This window comes from Micromonospora sp. NBC_00617 (genome assembly GCF_045161355.1).
Classification (GTDB): domain Bacteria; phylum Actinomycetota; class Actinomycetes; order Mycobacteriales; family Micromonosporaceae; genus Micromonospora.
In genome coordinates, this window is record NZ_CP107751.1 from 3,651,530 (window position 1) to 3,670,882 (window position 19,353).

Annotated in this window: 15 protein-coding genes, 1 pseudogene and 1 riboswitch; of the genes and pseudogenes, 7 read left to right on the forward strand and 9 right to left on the reverse strand. The window is 71.2% G+C overall.

All coding sequences use genetic code 11. The features are described 5' to 3' along the window. Positions 1-67: 67 nt before the first annotated feature. Both OG505_RS16670 and OG505_RS16675 read left to right on the forward strand, forming a co-directional pair. Positions 68-1,276, forward strand: a complete 1,209-nt coding sequence (locus OG505_RS16670; RefSeq protein WP_405425500.1) for a glycosyltransferase — start codon at positions 68-70, stop codon at positions 1,274-1,276. Then, positions 1,269-1,817, forward strand: a complete 549-nt coding sequence (locus OG505_RS16675) for a hypothetical protein (protein ID WP_405425501.1) — start codon at positions 1,269-1,271, stop codon at positions 1,815-1,817. Before OG505_RS16670 ends, OG505_RS16675 begins: the two co-directional genes overlap by 8 nt. A gap of 75 nt (positions 1,818-1,892) precedes the next feature. Here the strand turns inward: OG505_RS16675 and OG505_RS16680 are convergent, their stop codons facing one another. From OG505_RS16680 to OG505_RS16695, 4 genes are all read right to left on the reverse strand, one after another. After that, the gene (locus OG505_RS16680; RefSeq protein ID WP_405425503.1) at positions 1,893-4,517 is read right to left on the reverse strand and encodes a glycosyltransferase; all 2,625 of its coding nucleotides are present in this window, start codon (positions 4,515-4,517) and stop codon (positions 1,893-1,895) included. A 151-nt stretch (positions 4,518-4,668) separates the two neighbouring features. Then, positions 4,669-5,700, reverse strand: coding sequence for a Gfo/Idh/MocA family protein (locus tag OG505_RS16685; protein ID WP_405425505.1), 1,032 nt, complete (start codon positions 5,698-5,700; stop codon positions 4,669-4,671). Beyond that, on the reverse strand, positions 5,697-6,809 hold the full coding sequence (locus OG505_RS16690; protein ID WP_405425506.1) for a DegT/DnrJ/EryC1/StrS family aminotransferase: 1,113 nt from the start codon (positions 6,807-6,809) through the stop codon (positions 5,697-5,699). The genes OG505_RS16685 and OG505_RS16690 overlap by 4 nt, the downstream gene beginning before the upstream one ends. A gap of 85 nt (positions 6,810-6,894) precedes the next feature. Further along, on the reverse strand, positions 6,895-7,530 hold the full coding sequence (locus OG505_RS16695; protein ID WP_405434540.1) for a TetR/AcrR family transcriptional regulator: 636 nt from the start codon (positions 7,528-7,530) through the stop codon (positions 6,895-6,897). Between the two features lie 179 nt (positions 7,531-7,709). On the opposite strand from OG505_RS16695, the gene OG505_RS16700 reads away from it, so the two are divergent. The 5 genes and pseudogenes from OG505_RS16700 (at position 7,710) to OG505_RS16720 (ending at position 14,296) form a co-directional block, all read left to right on the forward strand. Next, positions 7,710-8,606 (forward strand): ABC transporter permease, encoded by an 897-nt coding sequence (locus OG505_RS16700; protein WP_405425507.1) that lies wholly within the window; start codon positions 7,710-7,712, stop codon positions 8,604-8,606. Then, the gene (locus tag OG505_RS16705) at positions 8,563-9,417 is read left to right on the forward strand and encodes an ABC transporter ATP-binding protein (RefSeq protein WP_405425509.1); all 855 of its coding nucleotides are present in this window, start codon (positions 8,563-8,565) and stop codon (positions 9,415-9,417) included. The genes OG505_RS16700 and OG505_RS16705 overlap by 44 nt, the downstream gene beginning before the upstream one ends. An 88-nt stretch (positions 9,418-9,505) precedes the next feature. Continuing rightward, entirely contained in the window at positions 9,506-11,023 is a 1,518-nt protein-coding gene (locus OG505_RS16710; protein WP_405425511.1) for an SDR family NAD(P)-dependent oxidoreductase, read from the forward strand. 42 nt (positions 11,024-11,065) lie between these two features. Beyond that, positions 11,066-12,772 carry a CDP-glycerol glycerophosphotransferase family protein gene (locus OG505_RS16715; RefSeq protein ID WP_405425513.1) on the forward strand — a complete coding sequence of 569 codons (1,707 nt, stop codon included), beginning with the start codon at positions 11,066-11,068 and terminating at the stop codon, positions 12,770-12,772. 181 nt (positions 12,773-12,953) lie between these two features. Next, a pseudogene (locus tag OG505_RS16720) lies at positions 12,954-14,296 on the forward strand (polysaccharide pyruvyl transferase family protein). A 27-nt stretch (positions 14,297-14,323) separates the two neighbouring features. Here OG505_RS16720 and OG505_RS16725 read toward each other — a convergent pair. From OG505_RS16725 to OG505_RS16745, 5 genes are all read right to left on the reverse strand, one after another. Then, positions 14,324-15,076: an alpha/beta fold hydrolase gene (locus OG505_RS16725; protein WP_405425514.1), complete on the reverse strand. Its 753-nt coding sequence runs from the start codon at positions 15,074-15,076 to the stop codon at positions 14,324-14,326. Between the two features lie 121 nt (positions 15,077-15,197). After that, the gene (locus tag OG505_RS16730; RefSeq protein WP_405425516.1) at positions 15,198-16,040 is read right to left on the reverse strand and encodes a C39 family peptidase; all 843 of its coding nucleotides are present in this window, start codon (positions 16,038-16,040) and stop codon (positions 15,198-15,200) included. Positions 16,041-16,274: 234 nt separating this feature from the next. Then, a riboswitch (cyclic di-AMP (ydaO/yuaA leader) is annotated at positions 16,275-16,416 on the reverse strand. Between the two features lie 283 nt (positions 16,417-16,699). Then, positions 16,700-17,467, reverse strand: a complete 768-nt coding sequence (locus tag OG505_RS16735; protein ID WP_405425518.1) for a hypothetical protein — start codon at positions 17,465-17,467, stop codon at positions 16,700-16,702. A gap of 128 nt (positions 17,468-17,595) precedes the next feature. Then, positions 17,596-17,967, reverse strand: coding sequence for a hypothetical protein (locus OG505_RS16740; protein ID WP_405425520.1), 372 nt, complete (start codon positions 17,965-17,967; stop codon positions 17,596-17,598). A gap of 93 nt (positions 17,968-18,060) precedes the next feature. Continuing rightward, positions 18,061-19,296, reverse strand: coding sequence for an acyltransferase family protein (locus OG505_RS16745; protein ID WP_405425522.1), 1,236 nt, complete (start codon positions 19,294-19,296; stop codon positions 18,061-18,063). Between the last annotated feature and the right edge of the window lie 57 nt (positions 19,297-19,353).

Sequence of the window (19,353 nt, forward strand, 5' to 3'; positions counted from 1 at the left end):
TGCGACCATGGTGTCCCCGAGACGACCAGAAGGAACCCACGTGGCAGAACCGGCAGATGTAGCTATCGTGACGCCCTGGTACCCCACCCGACAACGACCCTTCAACGGCGCGTTCGTGCAGGCGATGGTGGAGGCCACCGCGCCCGGTTACGACCGGGTCCGGCTCTACCACTCCGAGGAGTGGGGCCACCGGCTGACACCGGAGCAGGGCGCGGAGATCGAGCGGCGCCACCTGGAGCTGATGCACCGGTCGCTGCACTGGAGTCGTACCGTCGGCGGCGCCGAGATGCTGTACGTGCCCGTACCGCTGATCGTCACCAGCGACTACGCGGTGATCGCGCGGCGGCATGAGGTGACCCTGCGCGCGGCGCTGGGCGGGCAGCCGATCGACGCACCGGTGGTGCACGCGCACGTCGGCCTTCCCGGTGGTTGGGCGGCCCTGCAGAACGCCCGCCCGGACGCCCGGGTCTTCGTCACCGAGCACGCCACCTTCCTCAACCTGGTGCTGGCCCAGCCCGAGGCTCGGGCCATGTACGACGAGGTGCTACACCGCTGCGCCGGGCTGTTCGCCGTCGGCGACCCGGTCCGTGACCCGCTGGTCGAGGCGTTCCCGCACCATGCTCACAAGATCAGTTACGTGCCCAACCCGGTCTCCTTCGGCACACCCCGCCCGGCGCCCGTCGAGGCACTGCGTCGGTGGCTGTACGTGGGCCAGCTCAACGAGCGCAAGGGCGTTCTCTGGCTGGTGGAGGCGTTCGCCGCCGCCCGCGCCGACGACCCCACCCTCACCCTCACCATGGTCGGTGAGGGACCGCAACGGGCCGAACTGGACAAGCGCGCCGCCGAGCTGGGCGTCACCGACGCGGTGACGTACACCGGGGCCGTGCCGCCGGACGAGGCGCTGCGGCTGATGCGCGAGCACGACCTGCTGGTGCACCCGAGCCGGTTCGAGACGTTCGGCATGACGATCGTCGAGGCGGTCGCCGCGGGCATGCCGGTGCTGGTCACCAAGTGCGGCGGGCCGGAGGAGACCCTACGTGGGGTGGCCGACAAGGTCGCCGAACTGGTGGAGGTCGAGGAGGCTCCGGACGCCCTGCTCGCGGGCTACCGGCGGCTGCGCGACCGGTTCGACCGGCTCGACATCACGGGCGCGAGGCGCGATCTCGCCGCCCGGTACAGCTACGAGGCGACGGCGGAGGCACACCGCCGCGCCTGGTTCCCGGCGGAGGCGGCGGGCTCGGAGACGACGGAGCAGGGGGTACGGCTCGATGGCTGAGCAGCGGGTGTTGTTCCTGGCGGTCGGCGGTGCCCGTAAGCGCGCCGTACTGGAGGAGTCGGCGGAGGTGGTGGCCGGCGGCGGCAGCGCGACGGTGTTGATCAGCGACGCCGCGGCGTGGCGGCGCGAACGCTTCCCCGCCGGGGTACGGGTGGTCAGCCTCGCCGACCTCGACCGGCGTCGGCTCCCGGTCCGTGTCGAACAGAACCTGCTCTTCCGGGCACCCCGGTTCGCCTTCCGGATGGCCGGTCGGGGGCGGCTCGCCGCGTTCAGCAAGCGCGCGGGCAAGGCGTACGAGCGGCGCATCGCCGACCGGGTGCACCGGCGGATCTTCCTGCCCGCGTACGGCCGACTCCAGCGTGGCGGGCAGTTCCCGCTGCTGGCGCGGCACGTGCTGCGGGCCGCACCGCCAGAGCTGATGGTGATCACCGATCCGGCGTCGATTCCGCTCGGTGCTCAGATCGCCCGTGACGCCGCCGAGTACGGCAGCGCCGCCCCGAGGGTCTGCTTCGGCCTGGACTACCTGGTCCCCGCCGGCTGACCCGGCACGGTCCAACGAGAACGGGCCGGCGTCCCCTTGCGAGGGACGCCGGCCCGTTCGCCGTCAACGGTCCGGTCAGGACGCGAGGAACGCCTCGAAGGCCCGCGCGGTCCGGCGACCGTCGTGCACCCGCCGGACGTACTCGACCGAGTCACGGCCCAACTCGGCGATGCGGTCCGGCTCGGCGACCAACGACTCGAGGACCGGCAGCAACGTCTTCGCGGTGGCGTTGACGATCGGCGGGCGCTCGCCCACGGTCCGCTCGACGCTCGGGGCGAGGTACGCCACCACCGCCTTGCCCGCGGCCATCGCCTCGACCGCGAACGTGCCGTAGCTGCCGGTGGTGATCTGGTCGACGACGATGTCGGCCGACTTGACCATCTCCACCATCTCGCTCCACGGCACGCCCTCGGCGAGCCGCAGTTCGATCGCACCGGCGTCGTGCAGGCCGTTCAGGACCGGCAGGATCTTGTCGGTGCCCTTGGTCCAGCGCTTCGACGGGCCGTGCAGCACGACCGGCCGGGACGACGGCCGCGCCGGCTCATCGGTGGCCCACAGATCCAGATCCACCACGAGCGGCGCCCACGTCGCCCAGGGCAGGTCGTCGAGCAGGTCCGGAGTGGTCACAAAGAGCGGAAGCCTGGACTCCTCGGCCACCCGTCGGTTGCGCTCCGCCCGGGAGGTGAACCGCTTGACGTACCCCTCGGGGGCGTCGAAGAAGAGCGAGTCCTCGTGCCGCTCCATGTGCCGCAGCGGGTGGCGCACCTCGCTGCCGTGCGCGAGCAGCGCCACATTGATCTTTGCCCGGCGCAGGGCGGGCAGGTCGAACTCGATGTTGTCGCCGTTCAACGCGCCGAAGATCGGCAGGAAGGCGTCGACGACAAGGTGCGTGTACCGGCCGATAACCCGGTTGAGCTGCTCGATCTGGTACGGCAGTTCCCGGATGAGCCGGTCCGGGTCGATGTAGACGTCGGCCGGGTAGACAAGCGTCGGCGAGGTCTTGCGCATGATCACCTCGGCCGAGACGTCCGGGTTGTCCCGGCAGATCGCCTGGGCGAAGGCGCCGGCCTGACCGGCGTAGTTCGCCGGCCCGAGACCCAGCCGGACCCGGGTGACGTCCAGCGGACGCCAGGCGGGCAGCCCCGGCGCCCCGGTGGTGGTGGGGGCGGTGGTCGCCGGCAGCACCGGCTGCTCGTCCACCGCCCACGCCAGGTCCGCCCGGGACTCGGCGGCCGGGGCGACCCGGGAGATCTCCTGGTACAGCCGCAGCAGGCCGGCGCTCTGCTCCTCCCAGGAAAGTTCCGACAGGATCGGCTCGGTGATTCGGGCGACCAACTCCGCCCGATTCTCCACGGCTCGCCGGGCGGCGGCCGTGAAGGCGGCGACGTCCTCGGCCGGGTAGACCTCGCCGACCCCGTGCTCGGTCACGTACGCGCCCAGTGTCTTGACGTCGCTGGCCACCACCGGCAGCCCGGCGTGCAGGTACTCGGCCAGCTTCGTGGGGAGCGAGATCTCGTGGTTGAGGGTGTGGTGCAGCGGGATGATGCCGATGTCCGCCGTGGAGAGGTAGTCCGGTACCGCGTGCTGCGGCACGTAGGGCACCACGTGCACCCGGTCCTTGACGCCGAGCGACTCTGCCTGCGCCAGCAGGGCCGTCAGGTCGGCGCTCATCCGACCGGACACGATGGCGAGGTGGAAGTCGGGCAGCTCGGGCAGGGCGGCGACGGCGGTGCCGAGGCCCCGGTTCGCAGCCACCCAGCCGGCGTACACCATCAGCGGTACGTCGTCGGCCACGCCGCACGCCTGCCGCACCGACGGCGGGTCGGACACGGTGCCGATGGAGCCCCGGATGGGGACGTTGAGCACGGTCAGCGGAGTCTTCGCCAGCTTGTGGTCGCGCTGCAGGATCCTGGCCAGCTCGTCGGAGACGGTGACCACCGCATCGGCATGGCCGATGTACTGCCGCTCCAGTGCCTTGTAGGCGCTGGCCTGCGTCTCCTTCGGCCACTCGACGCCGTTGACGTACTCGTGGGCGTCGTAGATCCAGGCGACCTTCTCGCCGCGGGCCCGCATCCTCGCGGCGCTGAGCGCGGCCGGTGCCAGCATGGTGACGTCGTTGGCGTGGATGACGTCCGGCTTGAACTCCTCGATCGCCGGCCCGAAGGCGAGGTCGAGGTCGAGTAGCAGAGGCCAGTCCCGCCGCCAGTCGCCGGTCGGCCGACCCTCCTGCCGCTGCTCCCAGTTGAACGCCCGGACCCGGAACTGGTGCACGGCCCGGCTGACCCGGACGAGGGCGCCGAGAGCTCGGCTGGCGGGTACCGCGATCGGGGCGGCGGCCGGCGACCGGTGCTGGCTGTCGCGGAGCCAGCCGATCCGCGCGGTGGTCTGCCGCACCCAGGTCTTGTGGGCGGCGCCCTTGCGCACCATCACCGACTTGTCCGAGAAGCCGAACTGCGTGACCACCCGGCGTACCCGGTGGCCCTTGGCCCGCTCCCGCAGGTGGCTGCCGATGGGCAGGCGGATCACCTCGACCGACCCCATCATCGAGCGTTGGGGCTTCACCCGTCCGCCACTCCCGAACAGAGCGACGTCCCAGCCGGCGCGGGCAGCGGCGAGCGCGGTCTTCTGGACTCGTGAGTCGCCGGTGATCCCGTTCCCCACGATCACCGCCAGACGGGGGCGGCGGGTGGGCGGTTCCATGCGTGTCCTCCAGGTTGTCAACAGGTGAGCCAGTGCGGCCCGCGTCAGCGGGCCGCAACCACGGGTCCCAGCTTGCCCGTCGGGCGGGGCCGGTCATCTGCGATGACCGGCCCCGCCCGGACGTTCTCTGCCAGCCGCCGAGACGGAATCGTCAGGCGACCGGCACGGTGGTGACGTTCCCCGGCGACACGTCGACGGTGCTGCCGTCCGCGGAGGACCGCAGCAGCGCGGCCGCGACCTGCACGGTCCGCAGCCCCTGCCGCAGCGTCACGATGTCGCTGTCCTTGCCCTCGACCGCGTCCCGGAAGCGCTCGTGCTCCACCAGCAGCGGCTCACGCTTCGGGATGGCGTAGCGGACCATGTCGCCCTCGGCGACGCCGCGGAACGCCCGCAGCGCCTCCCACTCGGTGTCGATGGCGGCGTTGGCGTAGAAGGTCAGGTCGGCGGTGAGGGTGTCCGCCACGAAGCAGCCCCGGTCACCGGTGATGACCGTCGACCGTTCCTTGAGCGGGCTCAGCCAGTTGACCAGGTGGTTGACCATCGTGCCGTCGGCGAGTTGACCAACCACGGCGACCATGTCCTCGTGCAGCCGGCCGCTGCGCGAGACCGTCCGGGCCGACACCGAGGTGTATTCCTGACCGGTGACCCAGCTGGTCAGGTCGATGTCGTGGGTCGCGAGGTCCATGACCACGCCGACGTCGGCGATCCGGTGCGGGAACGGGCCCTGGCGGCGGGTGACGACCTGGAAGACCTCACCGAGCTCGCCGGCCTCCAGGCGGGTGCGCAGGTTCTGCAGGGCCGGGTTGTACCGCTCGATGTGGCCGACGCCAGCCACCAGGCCGGCGGACTCGAACGCATCGACGAGACGGGTCGCGGCCTCCACCGACTGGGCGAGCGGCTTCTCGATCAGCGCGGACACGCCGTTGGCGGCCAGTTCCACGCCGATCTGCTCGTGCAGCGCCGTCGGGCAGGCCACCACGGCGTAGTCGATGCCGAGCGCGAGCAGGTCGCCCAGCTCGGGCACCACCGGCGCGCGCAGGGTGCCGGTGGTGTCACCGGCCGGGTCGACGATACCGACCAGCTCGACGCCGTCCAGGCCGGAGAGGACCCGGGCGTGGTTGCGCCCCATCGCGCCCAGGCCGATCAGGCCGGCGCGCAGCTTGCGTCCCTGGCTGGCGCTCATCGGGCACCCCCGGCGAGGTTGGCGGCCTCGGCGATCCGGTCCAGATCGGCCGGCGACAGCGACGGGTGGATCGGCAGCGAGATGACCTCGGCGGCGGCCCGCTCGGTCTCCGGCAGCTCCCATGGACCGGGCTGGCCGTCCTCGTTGAGGTACGGCTTGAGCCGGTGGATCGGGGTCGGGTAGTAGACGGCGTTGCCGATGCCCAGCTCGGTGAGGCGCCGCTGGGCGGCGTCGCGGTTACCGCCCTGCACCCGGACCGTGTACTGGTGGTAGACGTGGCGCGCGTTGTCGGCCACCGGCGGGGTGACCATCCCGGTGATCTTGGAGTCGAGGAACTTGGCGTTCGCCCGCCGCTGCTCGGTCCACTCGGGGAGCTGACGCAACTGCACCCGGCCGATCGCCGCGGCCACGTCGGTCATCCGCATGTTGGCGCCGACGATCTCGTTGGCGTACCGCTGCTCCATGCCCTGGTTGCGCAGCAGCCGCAGGGTCCGGGCCAGCTCGGGGTCGGCGGTGGTGACCATGCCGCCCTCGAGCGAGTGCATGTTCTTGGTCGGGTAGAAGCTGAAGCACCCGGCGGTGCCGATGGCGCCGACCGGCCGCCCGTTCACCGCGGCGTCGTGGGCCTGGGCGGCGTCCTCGACGACGGCGAGGGAGTGCTGCTCGGCGATGGCCATGATCCGGTCCATCGCGGCCGGGTGCCCGTAGAGGTGCACCGGCATGATGGCCACGGTGCGCGGCGTGATCGCCGCGACGACCGCCTCCGGGTCGATGCAGAAGCTGCCCGGCTCGATGTCCACGAAGACCGGCACGGCGCCGACCAGGCGCACGGCGTTCGCGCTGGCCGCAAAGGAGAACGAGGGCACGATGATCTCGTCGCCGGGGCCGAAGCCGAGCGCCATCAGGGTCAGCTGAAGGGCGGACGTACCGGAGTTCACCGCGACGCAGTGCCGCCCGGCGACGAGCTCTCCGAACTCCTCCTCGAACGCCTTGACCTCCGGACCCTGCACGACCAGGCCACTGCGCAGCACGCGCACAGCCGCCTCGATCTCGGCCTCGCCGATCACCGGACGGGCGGGGGGGATGAATTCCGCGTTCAGCCCAGACATGGGCTTCCTCCTCGGGACAGGGGGTTCATTCGGGACGCGATGCTAGCCGGTCCGGTGGGTACCGAAACGGGTGGTACCGACGCGGTCAGGGATGGATCGGATCGATGTCCGGCGTCATGGGGGTTGGATGGAAGCCCGGCTCTGCCCGGACAGTCGGTTGGCATGCTACCTCCAGAGCAGTGGCGACCACGGTCGCCAGTCGTGGCAGGTCCTCCACGGACAACGGCACCCGGGTGACGGCAAGCCGCCAGTAGAGGGGGCCGACGATCAGATCGACCGCCAGGTCGCGGTCGATGTTCGGGCCCAACTGTCCGCGCGTGATCGCCCGGCCGACCAGTTGGCCGGCGATGTCGCGCTGGTTGGTCCGCAGCACCTGTTCCAGCATCTGCGCGATCTGCGGGTTGCGGGCGGCCTCGGCCAGCAGGTCCGGAATGATCTGCGCGGCCAGCGGGTGACGCAGCGCCCTGGCCATGATCATGAATAGGATCTCCAAGTCACCTCGGAGATCGCCGGTGTCCGGCAGGGGCACGCCCTGCCCTGCCGCGGAGGAGACGATCTCGAGGACCAGCTCCGGCTTGGAGCTCCACCTCCGATAGATCGCCGTCTTGCTGACACCGGCCCGGCGGGCGACCGCCTCGATGGAGAGCCGTCCGTAACCGACCGCCGCGAGCTCCTGCATCAGGGCATGGCGGATGGCCGTGGTGATCTCACCACGCAGCACCGCCGCGCCCACCGGAGCACGCCTCTTCTCGGTCGTCACGTGGGACAATGTACCGCAGCGACGGTACGGTTGCGTCGCGACGTATCGTCCACTACCTTCCACGCAACGACGAAGCGACGCGCCGCGTGCGGGCCGCGCTCTGCCGTCGAGCACCCACAACAAGATCGGAGCGCCTTCACATGTCCAACACGGCGGTGGCCGACGCCGATTCGGGACTCACCGGGGCGCAACTCGCCGCCCGGCACGGCCTGAGCGTCGCCGGAGCGAGACCCGGGCTGGGCCTCTACACGCGGCAACTGTGGTCCTATCGGCACTTCATCACGGCGTACGCCAACGCCAAGCTCGTCTCGACGTTCAGTCAGGCGCGGCTGGGCCAGTTGTGGCAGGTGCTGACCCCGCTGACCAACGCGGCGGTCTACTACTTCATCTTCGGCGTGATCCTCAGCACCAGCAGGTCGGTGCCGAACTTCATCGCCTATCTCTGCGTGGGGTTGTTCGTCTTCAACTTCACCAGCTCGGTGACGCTCGGCGGCACCCAGGCGATCACCGGCAACCTTGGGTTGATCCGAGCGCTGCACTTCCCCCGGGCCAGCCTGCCGATCGCGGTGACCATCACCCAGTTCCAGAACCTGGTCACGGCGATGGTCGTGCTGATCGCGATCGTGCTGATCACCGGCGAGCCGATCACGCTGGAGTGGCTGCTGCTGGTGCCCGCGATGCTGCTCCAGGCGATCTTCAACATCGGCCTGTCGCTGATCCTCGCCCGGCTCGGCTCGAAGCTGACCGACATGAAGCAGATCATGCCGTTCGTCATGCGGACCTGGATGTACGGCTCCGGAGTGCTCTACAGCGTGAAGGTGTTCGAGCAGAACCTGCCGGCAGCGCTGGCCACCCTCGTGCAGTTCAACCCACTGCTGATCTACATCGAGCTGGTCCGGCACGCGCTGCTGGAGAACGCGCCGCTGACCTCGTCGGCGCCGCGACTCTGGTTGCTGGCGGTCGCCTGGGCGGCCGTGGTCAGTATTGGCGGATATGTTTACTTCTGGCGCGGAGAACAGGAGTACGGTCGTGGCTGAGCAGCTCAACGTACCGGCGGACGCGGCCACCACGGCCGTTGGCGAGCGGATCCCCACGGTGATCGTGGACGACGCCCACCTCATCTACCGGGTCTACGGTGCCGGGTCGGGCAACGCCGGCTCCCCCGTCGCCGCGCTGCGGCGCATCATCTCCCGGCAGCCGCAACGGCCGACGCTGCGTGAGGTGCACGCGGTCAGGGGCGTCAGCTTCACCGCGTACCGCGGTGAGGCGGTCGGGCTGATCGGCAGCAACGGCTCCGGCAAGTCGACCCTGCTGCGCGCCATCGCCGGGCTGATGCCGGTCAACCGCGGCCGGATCTTCACCCAGGGCCAGCCGTCCCTGCTGGGGGTGAACGCGGCCCTGCTCGGTGACCTCTCCGGCGAGCGCAACGTCGCTCTCGGCTGTCTGGCGATGGGGATGAGTCCCGAGCAGGTCCGCAAGATGACCCCGGAGATCCTCTCCTTCTCCGGGATCAACGAGCGCGACGACTTCGCCTCCCTGCCGATGCGGACGTACTCCTCGGGCATGCAGGCCCGGCTGCGCTTCTCGATCTCGGCGGCCAAGAAGCACGACGTGTTGCTGATTGACGAGGCGCTGGCGACCGGCGACACCCGGTTCCGGCGTCGCAGCGAGCAGCGGATCCGGGAGCTGCGCGCGGACGCCGGTACGGTGTTCCTGGTCAGCCACTCGATCGGCTCGATCCGGGACACCTGCGAGCGGTCGATCTGGCTGGAGTCGGGCCAGATCCGGATGGACGGCACCACCGACGAGGTGACCAAGGCCTACGAGGACTACATGGCCAGCAGGTGACGCACGCCGGGCTCCCGCCGCGACGGTGGTGGGAGCCCGGAACCGGCGTTGGCAGCTCGCAGCACCAGTGGATCAGTGAGGATCGGCAATGACCCACCAGCAGGCCCCCGTCCCGGACGCCGCGTCGGCAGCTCCGCCGGCGTCCTGGCTACCCAGCCGGACGGTGGCGGTGGTGCTGGCCGGCGGCACCGGCGAACGACTCGGGCTCGGCATCCCCAAGCAGCTTTTGAAGATCGCCGGCAAGCCGATCATCGAGCACACTCTCGCCGTCTTCGAGGCCGCCCCCGAGATCGACGAGATCATCGTGATGATGGCCGCCAGCCACCTCGCCGACGCCCAGCGGGTCGTGGCGCAGGCCGGGTTCCGCAAGGTGACGAAGGTGATCGAGGGCGGTGACACCCGCAACGCGACCACCCGGCTCGCCCTGGACGCGATCGGTGACGACGACGTCAACATCCTCTTCCACGACGCGGTACGCCCGCTGGTCAGCGCCCGGATCGTGCGGGAGTGCGTGAACGCCCTCTGGACGTACTCCGCGGTCGACGTGGCCATCCCCTCGGCCGACACGATCATCCAGGTCGACGCCGACGACTGCATCACCGGCATTCCGGTCCGCTCGACCCTGCGCCGCGGGCAGACCCCGCAGGCGTTCCGCTCCAGCACCATCCGCGAGGCGTACCGGATCGCCGAGGGCGACCCGGACTTCGCCGCCACCGACGACTGCGGCGTGGTGCTGCGCTACCTGCCCGGCACGCCGATCAAGGTGATCGACGGTTCGGACGAGAACATCAAGGTCACCCACCCGGTCGACGTGCACCTGGCGGACAAGCTCTTCCAGCTCGCCGCGGCGCAGGCGCCCCGGCTGACCGACCACCGCAGCTACCGCGAGGAGCTGACCGGCCGCACCATCGTCGTGTTCGGCGGAAGCTACGGCATCGGCCACGAGCTGACCGAGCTGGCCCGGCGCTACGGCGCCCAGGTCTTCCCGTTCAGCCGTTCCAGCACCGGCACCCACGTGGAGCGGGCCGGGGACGTCGAGGCCGCGCTGACGACCGCCTTCGAGGCCACCGGCCGGATCGACCACGTGGTGGTGACCGCCGGGATCCTGGAGAAGGGCGCCCTCGCCGAGATGGACGAGGAGACGATGGACCGGCTGTTGCAGGTCAACTTCGTCGGCCCGGTGACCATCGCCCGCCAGGCCCTTCCGTATCTCGAGCAGACCAAGGGCCAGCTGCTGCTCTACACGTCCAGCTCCTACACCCGGGGACGGGCCCGCTACGCGCTCTACTCGGCCACCAAGGCCGCCCTGGTCAACCTCACCCAGGCGCTCGCCGACGAATGGGCCGACGTCGGCGTACGCGTCAACTGCATCAACCCGGAGCGGACCGCCACCCCGATGCGGACGCGGGCCTTCGGCGAGGAGCCGGAGCACACCCTGCTCGCCGCGGAGACCGTCGCCCAGTCGTCGCTGGACGTGCTGATCTCGGAACTCACCGGGCAGGTCATCGACGTGCGCCGGGCGCCGGGCGAAGCGGCGCAGGCCGTGCCGGCCCAGACGCCGCGGGTGGCCGACGAGATCAATGCCGCCTCGGCGACCGTCGGCTGACGGCCGAACACTGCTGACCGGGACGATGGTGAACGGAGCGACATGCGTGGTGACCTGGTCCGGAAACTGATCGCACGGTGCCTGAGCATCGGGCTGGCCGTGCTGGCCTTCCTGGTCGTGGCGCTGACCGGTGCGACCGGTTGGGGGCTGGCGCTGGCGGTCGCCGCCCTCGTCGCCACCGCCGCTGAGCGACGGATCCGCAAGGGCGCGGACACCGCCGCTGAGACGACACTGATCGCCGCCGCCGTCCTGGTCGGCTACGCCCGACGGCTGGACGGTGGGTTCGACCCCGCACTGGCCGCCGCCGCGCTGGTGCTGCTCGGGCTGGTGCTGCTGGTGGGCCCGCTGCGGCACGCCGGCAACCAGGAGATCCAGGCGGCCAACCTGCCGGTGCGGTCCTGGACGGCGCCGATCGCCACGCACCTCGGCGACGCGCTGCTCGGGCTCCTCGCCGTGGTGGCGCTGGCCGCCGCGGCGACCATGCCGGCCCTGGTCGTTCTCGCGGCGGCCCTGCTGGTCGGCGCCGGCGCCGGCACGATCGCGCTGGGTCTGGCCCGGCGCCGGTTCCGGCCGCCGGCAGGCGGCGGGGCGGTGGGCCGGGCGTTGCGCGGGCACCAGCCGGAGTTCCTGCTCTACTTCTCCGCGCCTACCGGCTCGGAGTACCAGGTCACCATGTGGCTGCCGTACCTGGAGCGGATCGGCCGGCCGTTCATGGTCGTGCTGAGGGAGCCGGAGTTCCTGGCCCCGATCGCCGCAGCCACCGATGCGCCAGTGGTCTACTGCCCCACCCTGAGGGCGATGGACGAGGCGCTGGCGCCGAGCCTACGGGTGGCGTTCTACGTCAACCACGGTGCGAAGAACAGCCACTGCATCCGCTTCACCCAGCTCACCCACATTCAGCTCCACCACGGCGACAGCGACAAGGCGCCGAGCGCCAACCCGGTGTCGGGAATCTTCGACCGGATCTTCGTGGCCGGCCCGGCCGCAATCGACCGGTACGCCCGGGCCGGGGTGCAGATCCCGGCGGAGAAGTTCGTGATAGTGGGCCGCCCGCAGGTCGAGGCAATCAACGTACGCCCGCAGCCCCTGGCTGCCGAGGCACCCCGCACGGTGCTCTACACCCCGACCTGGACGGGACACCACGCGGACGCGGACTACTGCTCGCTGCCGGTGGCCGAACCGATGCTGCGCAAGCTGCTCGACCGGGGCGCGACGGTCATCCTGCGCGCTCACCCGTACACCACGCAGAACCCGGCGTCGGCGCGGCAGCTGGGTCGGCTGGCCGAGCTGCTCGCGGCGGACCGGGCGCGGACCGGCCGGCCGCACGTCTGGGGCACCGCCGGCCGCGACCTGAGCCTGGTGGATTGCGTGAACCGCTCCGACGCGCTGATCTCCGATGTCTCCGGGGTGATCTCGGACTACCTCTACTCCGGCAAGCCCTTCGCGGTGACCGACATGGGCGGCGAGGGTGACCGGTTCACCGAGCGGTTCCCGCTGGCCGGCGCGGGCTACGTGCTGCACCGGGACATGACGAACCTGGACGAGGTGCTGGGCCAGCTGCTCGGCGCCGATCCGATGGCACCGGGGCGCTGGGCGACCCGGCGGCGCTACCTCGGTGACTTCCCGGCCGAGTCGTACGCCGACGCGTTCCTGGACGCCGCCAGGTGCGAGCTGGAGCCGGACTGGAGCCCGCCGCCTCCCGGACGGCCGGTCGAGCCGGACCTGGTGCCGGTCTCCCCCACCACCTGAGCCGCCGGGCCGGCTCGCCTCCCACAAGCTGCTCCGCACAGCGACGGCGGCACGCTCGCCGCGTGCGGGCACCGGCCGGACGGTGGCCTAGTATCGCGAGGCCTGGAGGTGAAGATGTGCCACCTCCCGGAACATTGCCGGACGATCTCCGGGGTCGGACGCCACCGCCGCCGGACGAGAGGTGGAGCCACCGAAGCATCAGCGGATCCTGCTGCGCGCCCGCAAGGGCCCGTTCGACGTCCTCAGCGCCGAGGAGACGTACGAGCGGGACTGGATCGGTAAGAACACCGGCAATCTGGTCTTCAGCCACGCCGCGCACAAGCTACTGGCCACCTCCGCGGCTGAGATCACCCCGTCGCGTTTCCGGGCGGACCCACGCGATGCCGACGAGATCAACGAGAAGTACGACGTCTTCGTGATACCACTGGCCAACGCGTTCCGCCATGACTACGCAAAGCGGCTGACGCCGATGGCTCGGCTGATCGAACGGCTGAAGATCCCGGTGGTGGTGCTCGGAGTCGGGGCGCAGACCGACGTGGACGGCGACCTGGAGCAGCTCCGCCCGATCGACGAGCCGGTCAGCGCATTCTGCCGGGCGGCGGTGCTCGACCACTCGCACAGCATCGGCGTACGCGGCGAGATCACCGAGAACTACCTCCGCAAGCTGGGTTTCTCGGCTGTCGAGCAGATCGGCTGCCCGTCGATGTTCCTGCACGGCGACAGCCTGCGCATCGAGAAGACGAAGGCGACCTTGGGCATCGACGACCGGCTCGCGTTCGTCATCTCGCCGTACGTCAAGGCGCTGGCCCCCCTCGTCCTGCACCACCACCGGCGCTACCCGAACCTGCGCTACGTGGCACAGGACCTCTACACCCTCGGCACCCTGCTCTACGGCGACGCGCCGAAGCTGCGGGGAATGACCGCCGACATGCCGATCCACACCTCGCACCCGCTCTTCGTCGAGGACAAGGTGCGGATGTCCATGGACCCGTGGCCCTGGATGGAGTATCTCTCCGGGTTCGACTTCGCCTTCGGCACCCGGATCCACGGCACCATCACGGCGCTGATCTCGGGCATCCCCGGCTATCTGCTGGCGCACGACTCGCGCACCCTGGAGCTGGCCCGATACTTCGACATCCCGCACCGGTTGTTGCGCGATGTGCCGGCCGACGTCGACGCTGCTCAGCTCTATGCGGAAGCCGACTACACGGCCCTGAACGAGGGCCACAAGGAGCGCTTCGCGCGGATCACCGCGTTCCTCGCCAAGCACGACCTCGGCCTCTCGTTCGCCGACGGAGACAGCGCCATCCGCTTCGACGAGCAGGTCCGTCAGACCGTCTACCCCCTGCGGTCCGGCCGGTCTCCGCCTACCCTCCGGAGGAGTTGCTGACGCGCATCCAGTGGCTGCGGGACGAAACGCGGACGCTCCAGGAAAAGGTCAGGACCCTCCACGCGCAGTCGCTGCGCGAGCGGATCAAGCAGACCGTCGCCGGCCGGGTCCGTCGGACACTCGGAGCCAGGTGACCAGCCACCGCATCCGCGTCATCCAGCTCACCCACGTTGGTATGGGTCGAGCAGCGCCAGCACGGCCGCCGGGTCCTCCACGTGTGCGTTGTGGCCGAGACCGGGCAGCGTGGCGACAGGTACGCCGTACGCCTTGAGCTGCTCGTCGGTGACCATCGGGTCGTGTTCCCCGCGGGCCAGCACCACCGGCACGTCGGTCGCCGCCAGCAACGGGGCCAGGTCGGGCTCGCCGACGCCGAAGGCTGTCGGGTCCATGGCGAGGCGCCACCGGCCGTCGACCTGACGCAACCCGGCGTCCACCACCGGATGATCCGGCGGGACCAGGCCGACCAACCCGGAGACGCGCAGGTAGCGGCGGGCCGCCTCGGTGCGGCTGGCGAACCAGCTCACCGGGCGTGCGGCGAGCTCAGCGGCGCGGGCCAGCTCAGCGGGCGACCAGAGCGCCTTGATGCCGAGCCCGACCACCGCGTCCACAGGTGTCCCTGCGGCGCGGGCGGCCAGCGCCAGGCCGACCACCCCGCCCAGCGAGTGCCCGAGCACGACGAGCCGGTCGTCGGGGGCGAGGCCGTCGGCGATCCGGCCGGCGAAACCAGCATAGGAGTACGACGGCAACGGGGCCGACCAGCCGTGGCCGGCGAGGTCCGGTGCGAGCCACCGCCCCGGCCAGTGCTGCTCCAGCAACGGCGCCCACGGTAGCCAGACGTCTCCGGTCGCCCCCATCCCGTGCAGCAGCAGCAGGACCGGCCGGCGACCGGTGCGGCCACCCGATTCATCCACCACGGCCGCAGTCTGCCACGGTTCGCGGCCGGGTACGAGAGTCGTCGATGGCGGCTGCCGGAATGAGGCCGCGGGCGCCGGCCCCTTGTGGGGGACGACGCCCGCGGCGGTCTACGTGCCTGGGTCAGGCGGAGTACCCCCGGGTGGCAATCCAGTTGGCAAGGTCGATCGTGGTGATCCAGTAGGACGGGTCGGCCGGGTTCGCCGAGTCGGCGATCCGCACGGTCCGGCCGTTGTCCTTGTACCCCACGACAGCGACGTAGTGCCCGCCGCCGTAGGAGTGCCAGCCGCCGTCGGTGTCGGTGGCGTCGCCGACGACGTTGGCCACCACGCCCCGGCCGTCGGTGATGGCCTTGACCACATCGGCCTGGAGCCGGTCCATCTGGGCCGGGCTGGGCGCGCCGGCAAACATCCGGGTCCGGTACGGGGAGCCCTTCACCTCGGCGTTGAGCACTCGGGTGGTGTCCTCGGCCGAGTTGGTGCCCATCTCGGTGGTGCCCAGCTCGGCACCGAGTTCCTCCTGGGTGCGGTCGATGCCGGTGGCGCTGAGCGCGTTGCGGGTGGCTGCGGGGCCGCAGTTGTAGTACGTGTTCTGCGCCTCGTAGTCGTAGTCGAGCACCTTGGTCGCGGGCGGCTTCGGCGGCTGCGGCTTACGGGTCAGATCCGGGTTGGCGCTGGCCTTGGCGGCGGGCGACGCGGCGCTGGTGGCTGGGGCGGCGGTCGTCGGCGCGGCGCTGGGGGACGCGTCGCGCGCGTCGCCGACGGAAACGGCGGTGTCACTGCGCATCTCGGCGACAGTGGTCGCGGTGCGGTGGCTGGCCGGCGCGTCGTCGGCGCCGGTGAGCAGGGCGCCGGTGGTAGTGGCGATCACGAGGGCCGCGGCGGAGGTGGCGACGATCTGGTATGGGCGCTCGGTCGCCAGGCGACGGAGCTGACGCTGCATGGTGTGCTTCACGGGGTCCTCCACGGATCGGGGGGAGAGCGGCACACCCACGGGCCGGACCGGTATCCGGGCAGGCGCCAGCGCGCGGACAGTGGTCCGCGGATGGTGAACCGCTCAGGGAAACGCCCGGCGGGACCGGGCGGGAAAGGCGATGACCCGGGGGTCAGCTCACCGTCACTGGACGGATGAGCGGGGGCACCGCTGCACCGTGGAGGCGTGGGAACAACCGAGGGGTGGAAAGGTGCTGCACGGGTTTGGAACTCCTTCCGACACCGCCTACCGGGTTAGCTGACGGATTCGGGCGGGAAGATCGCCCTACCGCGGGCCGTGGCTCGCGGATTCACCCCAGACTTACTGATGGGTCCCCGGTTCGTTAATCACGATTGAGCGGGTCGGCGCGGCGTCGCCTGTTGCGATCGGTTACCGCGCCGGACGGGACGACAGTACTGGCCTGTTCGCAGCCTGCCAAGCCAGGTTCGCCTGCGTAAACCCGATTCGGTGCGGCAATTTCTGCGCGTATTGCCGATGATGCGACTCGATGGGACAACCGGTTACGGAGACGCCTACGGGCGACAACCGGACAGGTCGCCGATAACGCGCCACAATCACGGGAAATATCGCGCACAACGCGTCGGACGCCCGATTCCCGAACGACGTGACCGGGCTCACGTAACGGATCAGGCTCAACTCGCGCTAGCCGGGCGCCACCGTGCCACGAGGGTGGGACGGGACGCCCCGCTCGCCCCGGGTCGGGCGAGGGCCGGGCTGGGCCGCAGCCGCGCCGTTGCCGCGTACGCCTCCTCGGCAAGGGTGCGCGCCGACTCGGCGGCCAGTTCCGCGTCCCGCCAGGCGGCCCGCTCCGCGGTGGCGGCGGCCTGGTAGTCGGCCAGTCTCGCGTCCCGGATCGCCCGGCTGAGCAGCACCTCCTGCTCGACCGGGTGCCGCCGGGAATCCCAGCCGCGCCGGTGGGCGAACACGTCGCCGAGCTGCGCCATGGTCAGATCGCCCCGCCAGTACGCCGCCATCGCCGCACGGTGCAGGTAGCGCTCCCGGGAGGCGTACTCGGCGGGTGTCCGCGGGGTGTGCGGGGTGGGCAGCGCGCCAGAGCCCGCGAAGCGGCGGGCGGCGGTGTCCGCCTCGTCGTACCCCAGCCAGGCCCGCTCCACGTGTTCCTGAGCGGTGAGCCAGGCATCGCGTCGCCGCCGTGCCGTCTTGGCGGCGCCGGTCGCGGCGACGGCCACCTCCTCGGCGTACCGGCGCAGGTCGTCGGCTTCGGCCGCGGCCACCTCGCGGGCGGTCGGCGCGGCCGGGACCGGGTCGTCCGCGGGGCGGTCCCCCAGGCGGGCGACCAGCACGGCGAGCACGCCCAGTGCCAGCAGGAACAGGGTCGACCAGATGGCGGCGGCCTGCGGCACCTCGGTCACGAACTGGTAGAAGACGGCAGTCTCCACGGTCGGCTCCTCGGGGAGAGCAAAGCGGGGGAGCCCCGGCGGCGACGTGGCCACGGCGGGCCACGGATCGGCGGGGTCGGAGCTGGCGGATCGACAGGGCGCGACGACGGGACGCGTGTCCCGGTGACTCAGCGCCGGGGCGGACCCCGGGGAGCCCAGCCCCGCGAAGCGTCGACGAGAGGCAGCCGGTCGGACCCGGCCGCGGACACCGGCAGCACGCCGGTCGCGATGGTGCCCTGGTCAACGGGCGGTGCCGGTTGCGCGTCGAACGACCCGGCCGGGATGAACTCCTCGGCGGCACTCGCACGGACCGCCGAGGCCGGGTGCACGGCAGCCTCTGGCACGGCGCTCAGGGGTGGCACGGCGCTCACCGGTGGCACGGCGGCCGAGGCCGGGCTCGCGCCGACCGCCAGGGCCGCGACCGCGGCGAGGCTGGTCAGCACCCGCGTAGCCCAGCGCGCCACCCACCACAGCGGACAGGCGAGCGCGACCGGAAGCACGTCCCCAACGCTACTGCCGGGCCGGCCCTGACGCACCGACCACGGGCGTGTCGGCGCACGCCGCGCCGACCCTGCTGACCAGGGTGGACGGTGTCAGCGCGAGTCGACGTACGGTGATCGGCTGTCGGTCTGGTCGGTCCCGCCGGGCCCGGCTTGAGTCCCGACAGCATCGGGGTGGTGGGCGTCATCCCCGGCGGCCCGGGTCCCGGCCGTGCGTTGTCTGGGCACGCGCGGGCGGGCCGTACGACGCGGCGCGAGTCGGCGCATCATCGGCGTCTCGACGAAGCGGTGCAGCAACCCGGCGAGGACCAGGTTCGCGAGCAGGAAGCCAAGCACCGCGACGGGGCCACGCCAGCCCTGGAAGCCGGTCCCCCAGTCACCGCTGAAGCGCAGCACGCTCGTCATCACCAGCACATGCACCAGGTAGAAGGCGAACGAGACCTCGCCGAGCCAGACCAGCGGCCGAGACCGCCACGGGGAACGCTTACCCCGGACGTCCGCGTCCGCGGCGGCAGTGATCACCAGCAGGTACGCCACCGCGAGCAGCGTGGTCCACAGCTCGGCGCGAATCCACTCTGCCGCTGCCACCCAGGTGGCCAGGAAGATCACGCTGGCTGCGGTCAGCCCCGGGCCCCGCCAGAGGCCACGGCGCATCAGTTCGGCCGCCAACGCGCCCATCCAGAACTCCAGCGACCGTACGGGCGGGAAGACCTGGGTGAACCACCACCGGCTCACCTCCGGCACCAACTGCTGCGCCGGCCAGAGCGCGAGGATCAGCAACGCCAGCGCGACGATCAGCGCCCAGAGCAGCTTCGGCCGGGCACGGCGCAGCAGTGGCAGCACCAGCGGCAGACACAGGTAGAAGAAGAACTCGCAGGACAGCGACCAGCTCACGGTGTTGATGCTGTAGAACCAGCCCGGCCGGGGGTCCCAGGCCTGCAACAGCAGCAGGTTCTCCAGCGCTGCCGCTGGCAGGACCGCGTCGGCGAACCACCAGGCGACCAGCAGCGCCGCCCCCCACAGCACAAGGTGGTTCGGGTAGATCTTGGCAACCCGTCGCCGCCAGAAGGTACGCCGGGACTCGCCCGCGCGGGCCGACCAGACCAGCACGAAACCGCTCAGGATGAAGAAGAACTGCACCCCGGACAGGCCCAGGGTGAACAGCGCGTCGACCACGGCCTTGTAGTCCGGCTCGGCGATGATCCGCATGGTCCCGACGTGGAAGCCGAAGACCAGCAACGCGGCGATCCAGCGCAGCCCGGTCAGCGAGGGCAGCCGGGCCGGCGCGGGGGTGGGCCGGGCAGCCGTCGCCGCGGCGGCACTCGTCATGCCGGGATCCCGAGGCTCGGCAGGGTCACCAGCACGTGCGTGTCCTCCTCGGTGCGA